Genomic DNA, 7264 nt, shown 5'->3' with positions numbered 1-7264 from the left:
TTTTTTCGGAATATAAAGAGCCTTATTTATAATATCAATTTCTGTATCTACTAATTTTCTTCTTCCTGTTACCCAATGATTAAGTTTTTCAATGGTATAAAGCTCTGAATTTTCTAAATAAAAAGCTCTTACAACTTCTCCAAATTTTGTTTTTGTTTCAGGGATTCTAAATCCTTGAAAAATTCCTTGATATTGTCTTTTCTTGACGCTTGATGTATAGCTGTTCCAAACCAAGTCTATTAACCCATACTTAAATCTTTTTAAAAGGATTTTGATATTATCAAAAAGAGCTATAGGTTTTTCAAGAATATAATATAAATGCAACCCATTTCCTGAACTGACTATGATATTAGGTTTTGGCATAACATCATTTTTATACTGATAAAAAATATCTTCTATTTGCTGCTTTCCTACTCCATCTAAATCAATGGCAAAAGCATATAAAAATCTTGAGTTTTTCGCCGTTCTGTTTCTCCCTATATAACTGATGGGACTTGTAATAACAAATTCTCTGTCTTTAATTTCTTCCAAAAAATTTAAATCATTAAAAATCATAAAATGTCTTGCTCTATCTTTTAAAATTTCGGTAGCTATTCCATAATATTTATGATTTTGATGTTCTTGAGAAGCTCCCTCACATTCCTCTAAAGGCATTTCATCATTTCTACTGTATATTAAATTCAAAGAATTTATAGACATTAATTTCAGTATATAATAACCATTTCTTAACTTATAAATTTTCTAAACCTGTCATAAGAAATCCCCCTAAAAAACATCATAGAGCCGTTATATTATCAATACATTTTTTAGACCTATTTTAATCCTCAACCAAATTATATGACAAAACGGAGAACTTATCATTCTCCATTTCTTTCACAGACACAAACTCCTTTTAACAATATCATAAATACTAAGATCCAAATAGTAAAGGGAGTGATTTATCACTCCCTTTCTATAACTTAGTCGTAAAGACCATTTTACTTATGAACGTGAGCATATAGCTCTTTTGTGATTAAATAATACCACATTTTTCTATGAAAATCAAGGATTTTTAAACAACAAAGAAGCTAAACCGTTTTCTATAGCTTCCATTTGTTGAGCAGTTAATTTAACATTGACCATTTTTCCTTTTACTCTTGGCGTCATTAATCTTGACTTACTCACAGTTGTTATTTGATTAGCCAAAGCATAAGAAACTTTTTTTGTAGATAATTTAGGAATAATTCCTAAGTCTACCCTCGTAATCATTGACCCTTGTGGATTTTTTGAAGTAAAAGGAACTATGTTTGCTACTTTTCCTTGAACTGCCAATACCACACAATAATGTCTATCTCTTAGCTCTGAACCTGTATTATATCCAAAATCAACCGAATATACATACCCTCTTTTTGCTTGAGCTAGTTCTAATTTTGGGTCTTGTAAAATCCTTTTATTATTTTTCAAGAAATTTACTAAAGATGTCATCAGCAAAAGATAGTCATTCTCTTTCAAAATTTTTTTGATTTGTTTTGTTTTAATGTTTTTCTAAAAATTCTATTAAACTTTTTCATTTCACTTTCTTTAGCTTCTCAGATCGTTTAAAATCGTTTTTAAGGCACTCTATCCTTTTAAGTGAGGATTTATATCAAAATTTTTTATAAAGCCTCTCTATTGTCCTTTGAAGCGTTTTTGATTTTTTTTATTTTTGCTTAAGAAAAATACTTCACAGAAAATATGTCAGTCAAGGTTGCGAAGCATTTATTTAACCTTGACTGACTAAGATTTTCTCCAAAAATAAAAAATTTACTCCTTAAATAAATATAAAGAATATTCTTCCAAATTAGTTGAATGTGAATACAGATTAAAATTTCTTGAAATAGATAATACTTTTGTAGAAAAAAATAAATTAGAAGATATTTTAAAAAATGATGAGCTTTTATAAAAATAAAAAAATTGTAAATCTCAATATGAGGATACAAAATATGACAAAATTCTTATGGAAACTTATTAGCAAAATTACATGCTTCAGAAAATATATTAAAAATTATGAAAAGAAAGATTTTATAAACTTCATTCAAAAGAAAAAAATATATTCATAAATCTATTTACTATTGAATAAAAAATATTATTATAGGTTTTGAAATACAAAAAAAATTTAAGAAAAAATTATTAGGATATTTAACTTTTAAATAATTTGAATATTTGAAAATTTTTTAATAGGAAAGAAAAGTTAAAATGTATTTAGAAGCCTTTATTTCCCTTTTAAAGCATATGAGGTAACTGATATAATAGGATGTAAGATATTGATAGGGTAATTTGTAAGAAAATGATAAAGGAAAATGTTGAAATTGTTTTAAAATGTATTTAATAAGGTATAATAATGAAATAATTATATATTATGATTTTTTTGTTATATTAATTGAATTGGTGGTTAATATTTTGTAGCTTATTTATGTTAATTATAATATAAAATATAAAAAAATAAATTTTTTATTCTTTTTAATAATTTTTATAATATAAGTTTTAATAATTTTAAATAGCAAAATATATGCCAATTGTTTAAATATAAGACTTCACATTAAAAAATTTAAAAATATAAGGATACAAAATATGACATTAAATATTATTCAAGGATACAAAATATGACATAATTAAAAAAATAGGGATACATTTTCTGACAAAATAAAGATACATTTTCTGACAAAAATTATCATTAAGGATACAAAATATGACATAAATTAAAATTTATATTTTTGTTAATATACATATCTTTGTAAAGAGTTTTTTTTATTATGATTGTATAAATTTATTTTTTTAGGATACAGATTCTGACAAAAATATATTAAGGATACATATATGTTGACTTGTAGCCTTATATGTAGTATTCTATATAGGGATACATATAGAATTGATGTAGCCTTAATTTGAAAGGAGAAAAAATGCCTGAAGAAAAAAAAAATAATACAGAAATTATAAATTCAACTGAAAAGAAGAAAAAAAAAGTTGGTAGACCAAAAAGTAAAAAAGAAGATAAGCTTGTAGTATATGATAATACTTTTAATAGACTTACACTTCATGTATTAAATAGTATAGAACTTAATATATTAAGTTATTTTTTACATTGCTTAAAAGAAAAAGGTGAAAATGAAGTTATTGTTTCAATGGCAGAAATAAAAAAATATTGTAAAATAAAGGATAGAGGAAATAATATATTAATTAATGGTTGGATAGATAAAAATGGAGAAAAAAAAATAGGACTTTTGGATAGTTTAAAAAAGAAAATTTTAACAATGAAAATACCAGTTGAGTTTAATAAGGCAGGAATAAAATTTACAGGAGAATTTAATTTATTTAGTGGCTATGCTGTTTCTGAAGATAAAAAAAATTTTTATCTAAGAATAGATGGAGAATATAAATTTTTAATTAATAATATAACAAGATATTTTACACAATATAAGTTAGATGATTTCACTAATTTAAAAAGCAGCTATTCTAAATTACTATTCCAATTATTAAAACAATGGAATAGTGTTGGAGAATTAGAAATGTCAATAATGGAATTTAGAGAAAAATTAGGAGTTCCTGAAAGTTATCGTATGTCTGCTGTTAATTCAAGGGTTCTTGTTAATATAGAAAAAGAACTTCCTGAATATTTTAAAAATTTTAAAATTGAAAAAATAAAACAAGGGAAAACAATTGCAGCATTAAAATTTACATGGGATAATTTAAAAAAAATACAAAATGATAATGAAATGATAGAAGAAGCAGTAGTGTTAGAACCAGAATTGTTATATTCAAAAGCATTAGAAAGAGCAATAAATAAATGTAAAAGAAATCACTTTGTAGGTGATAATAAAGTTTTAACAGAAAAAAATATAAAAATTTTATTAAAAGAATTTGAAGAAAAAGATATAATAACAGGATTAGAAAAGATATACAAAGTTGCTAAACAGCCAATAACAGAACTTAATTATTTTAAAAAAGTAATATTAAGTATAAAAAAAGAAAGAGATTCAATAGTTCAAGATAAATTTGAAAAAATGAAAGAAGCTGAAATAATAGAAGTTAAAGATAAAAAATCAGAAATACAGGAAGATTTATTTAAAATACAAGAAAAAATAATCTTAACAAAAGAAGAATATGAAGAAAAATTTGAAAAAGAATATGAAGAATTTTTAAAACAAAATAAAGCAAGAAGATCAAAATTTTCAAGAAATGGATTTGAAAAAATGTTTATTGCAAAATATCAAATAAAAAATGAACAATCTGAAGAAGAAAAATTTCAAGAATTTTTAGAAAATAATTATGATAAATTAAAAAATAGATCACTTGAGGAACAAAAAAAAATATATCAAAAGTTTATAAATTTATTATAAAGATAGAAAAAATTGGTTATAAAAAGCAAAATAAATTTCGGGTTGACTTTTCGGGTTGGATATTATATAATTTTATTATAAGAAAAAAGCTATTTCATTGGGGAATGAAATAGCTTCAGAATGTTATATACTATAACTTGACACTATAATTATAACATTCTTTTCTTAAAAATTCAATAATAAAGGAGTGATTTTATGAAATTAGCGGATTTTGAAAAGTATGTTTGTCAATTAAGTTTGGAATTACATATTGGTAGTTGTATAATGGAAGGGTTTTATATTGTAAGGAACATGAAAGTAAAAGAAATTATAGAGTTAAAAAGAAGTTTGATAGTGTAAAATTTTTGCTATGGACAAAGTTGTCCATAGCAAATTTTATAAATATAAATAATGTAAAGAGACAAAATATATTATTACTCCTTAAAATTAAGAAATAGTAGTTAGAATAAAACTATTTTAATAAGAATGATATTTAGGAAACTGAAAAGATAAATGTAAAAATATATTATAAAATATAGTTATCTAAAAAATAAAATTATAGTATAGATAACAATGTCCATAATAAAAAGGAGAAAATATGGAAAAAAAGATAATTTTAACGTATAGAAAAGGAAATATTCTTAATGGTTGTCGATTAAATTTAACAAAAGAATTAGTAAATATTTTAGATTTAAATGAAGAAAAAAGAGAATTTATACTTGAATATAAAGATAAAAATATATTTTTAATGGCTACTAACAATGATATAAAAGAAAAGAAAAGTGTAGAAAATGGAGAAATTAAACATTTAACAATAATAATGAAAGCAGGATATGAAAAAGGAAAAAATAATTATAAAATATCAATTCCTTTACAAGTTGCTAAAATGATGCAGTTGGATAAAATACCAATGGTAAAAGTAAAAATTGAAAAAAATATTATTAAAATTACAGGAATAGAAAAAAAAGTTGTAAATGAAGTTAAAGAAGAAAGAATTTTAAAAAGAGAAGGTAAAATTTATATGATTACTGTAAAAAAAGGTGGATCTGCTAAAACTTTTACAGCTATTCAAATAGCATATTTTTTAGCAGTAATAAAAAAAAGCAAAGTCCTTTTAATATCTTCAGATACTTCAAATGATCATTTATTTAATTTATTAACAGTAGAAGAAGCTCAAGAATTAAGTAAAGATAATAATGTATCAATAGATGCAGTAGGAAAAATTACTATAAAAAAAGGCTTAAAACAATTAGTTTTATCTTCAGAAAAAAAAATAGATTATAAAGATTATATTATTGAAGCAAGAGAAAATTTAGATATTATTCCTCTTGAAAGTGATATCTTTAGATTGACAACAGCAAAAGAATTTACTGATTATCAAAATTATATGTTAAAATTTCCAAAAGTAATGAAACAATTAAGAAAGTTTTATGATTATATAATTATTGATGGAATACCAGTAAGTGATATAGATAATTTTTATACAGAAGTTGCAGATAAGTTTATTATTCCAATTGTTCCTGATGAAGCAACTATTCGTGGAGCAATTAATCTTGTACAAAAAATAGGAGCGACTAGGATTCACGCAATAATGGTTAGTAAATATAGAAAAACAGCAGCAAAAGATGAGTATTTACAAATGCTTAATAGCTGGATTAAGAAGACAAGTATTATTTATCCAGAACCTGTAAAAGAATTGGCTCAAATAGAACAACTTATAAAAAATAAAAAGACTATTTTTGAAAGTGAAAGTAAGTATTTGCTAGAAACTCAAAAATCTTTTATAAAAGTTGCTAAAGATATGTAGGAAAAAGGAGTGATTATGGGAAAAAGAAATATAAAAAGTAATTCATTAAACTATTTTAATAATTTACTTGATGAAGTTAAAAAAGAAGATATTGAAAAAATAGAAACACAAATTGAAGAGATAGAACCTGTTCTTGAAAAAAAAGAAATAAAACATGAAATTGTTTTATCTGAGGATGTATTATTAGATAAATCAGGATTTAGATATATAAATAGTTTAGATATAGATAAAGAAACAAAAGATTTTTTAACTAATGAATATAAAAAATATTTTCAATTTTCAGCAAATTCATCTTTATGGTTAGGAGCATATTATCAAAATCTTTTTGATGGATTAGGACAAAGAGATAAAGGTGCTAATCAATATACAAGTACATATACAAACTATATTGAAAATGTTTTAAAAATTAGTGTAAGAACTGCAAAGAGATATAGAGATAAATATGAATTATTTATACTTGCTAAAGATATAAAGGTAAAAACAATGATTGCATTTTTAAGTCATGCAGATGTAAAACTTTTATATGATAATAAAGAAAAGATATTGCCTTTTTTAGAAAAAACTTTAACTCTTGAAGAAATGGAAAAACTTATTCAATGTAATATGGCAGATAATGAAAAAAAAGAACAACTTGAATCAAGAGAAAAAGAATTTAAGATTGATATTAGTAGTTTTCAAGACAAAATTTTAACAATTGGAGAAAAAGCAGCAAATATTTTTACTAAAGAAAAATTAACAACAGAAGAAAAAGAAAAGGTAATAAAGATTTCTAAATATATAGAAGAAATTGAAAAATTACTTTCTATTTAAGAAAATATAAAAAACTAGATCATATAATTAAGAATTATAAAAATATTAGGTAGATAAAAGGGAGGGTGTGAGCTTATTTCTGTAAATTGATACTTTTTATGACAGAAATTTTTAATTAATAGATAATTAAATATACCGAATATTTTTTTCTATGCTAAGGACATTCTTTCTAGAAAAAGGATGTTCTTTTTATATGATTTTAAGTTTTAAGATAAACATTAGTTTCTTAATTACTGTGTGTTTTGCAAGTGAATTAATAATGTTTTGCCACTTAAATTTGAAACAAAATCCATTGTAAATTTTTATTGACTAG

At 22.8% G+C, this 7264-nt stretch carries 5 protein-coding genes and 1 pseudogene; 4 read left to right on the top strand and 2 right to left on the bottom strand.

Annotation, left to right across the window (positions count from 1 at the left end; translation table 11 throughout):
- Together ABNK64_RS10745 and ABNK64_RS10740 are read right to left on the bottom strand one after the other, a co-directional pair.
- Nucleotides 1–654 (bottom strand): annotated as a pseudogene (locus ABNK64_RS10745) (hypothetical protein); the annotation flags it as partial.
- A gap of 387 nt (nt 655–1041) precedes the next feature.
- Nucleotides 1042–1464, bottom strand: a complete 423-nt coding sequence (locus ABNK64_RS10740; protein WP_349764366.1) for a type II toxin-antitoxin system PemK/MazF family toxin — start codon at nt 1462–1464, stop codon at nt 1042–1044.
- A gap of 1454 nt (nt 1465–2918) precedes the next feature.
- Here ABNK64_RS10740 and ABNK64_RS10735 point away from each other — a divergent pair.
- From ABNK64_RS10735 to ABNK64_RS10720, 4 genes are all read left to right on the top strand, one after another.
- Nucleotides 2919–4355: a replication initiation protein gene (locus ABNK64_RS10735; RefSeq protein ID WP_294725736.1), complete on the top strand. Its 1437-nt coding sequence runs from the start codon at nt 2919–2921 to the stop codon at nt 4353–4355.
- A 195-nt stretch (nt 4356–4550) separates the two neighbouring features.
- Nucleotides 4551–4694 (top strand): hypothetical protein, encoded by a 144-nt coding sequence (locus ABNK64_RS10730; RefSeq protein WP_294725738.1) that lies wholly within the window; start codon nt 4551–4553, stop codon nt 4692–4694.
- 238 nt (nt 4695–4932) lie between these two features.
- A complete protein-coding gene (locus ABNK64_RS10725) occupies nt 4933–6141 on the top strand; it encodes a ParA family protein (RefSeq protein ID WP_294725740.1) in 1209 nt (402 codons plus the stop codon).
- A 15-nt stretch (nt 6142–6156) separates the two neighbouring features.
- Nucleotides 6157–6951 carry a hypothetical protein gene (locus ABNK64_RS10720; protein WP_294725743.1) on the top strand — a complete coding sequence of 265 codons (795 nt, stop codon included), beginning with the start codon at nt 6157–6159 and terminating at the stop codon, nt 6949–6951.
- The last annotated feature ends 313 nt before the right edge of the window (nt 6952–7264 follow it).

The organism is Fusobacterium sp. SYSU M8D902, from assembly GCF_040199715.1.
Lineage (GTDB): Bacteria > Fusobacteriota > Fusobacteriia > Fusobacteriales > Fusobacteriaceae > Fusobacterium_A.
This window is presented reverse-complemented; position numbering and strand designations above follow the sequence as displayed.

Excerpts from the sequence above, each read along its gene's own strand:
- ABNK64_RS10740 (WP_349764366.1), bottom strand. The coding sequence starts at position 1,464 with ATGACATCTTTAGTAAATTTCTTGAAAAATAATAAAAGGATTTTACAA.
- ABNK64_RS10735 (WP_294725736.1), top strand. The coding sequence starts at position 2,919 with ATGCCTGAAGAAAAAAAAAATAATACAGAAATTATAAATTCAACTGAA.
- ABNK64_RS10730 (WP_294725738.1), top strand. The coding sequence starts at position 4,551 with ATGAAATTAGCGGATTTTGAAAAGTATGTTTGTCAATTAAGTTTGGAA.
- ABNK64_RS10725 (WP_294725740.1), top strand. The coding sequence starts at position 4,933 with ATGGAAAAAAAGATAATTTTAACGTATAGAAAAGGAAATATTCTTAAT.
- ABNK64_RS10720 (WP_294725743.1), top strand. The coding sequence starts at position 6,157 with ATGGGAAAAAGAAATATAAAAAGTAATTCATTAAACTATTTTAATAAT.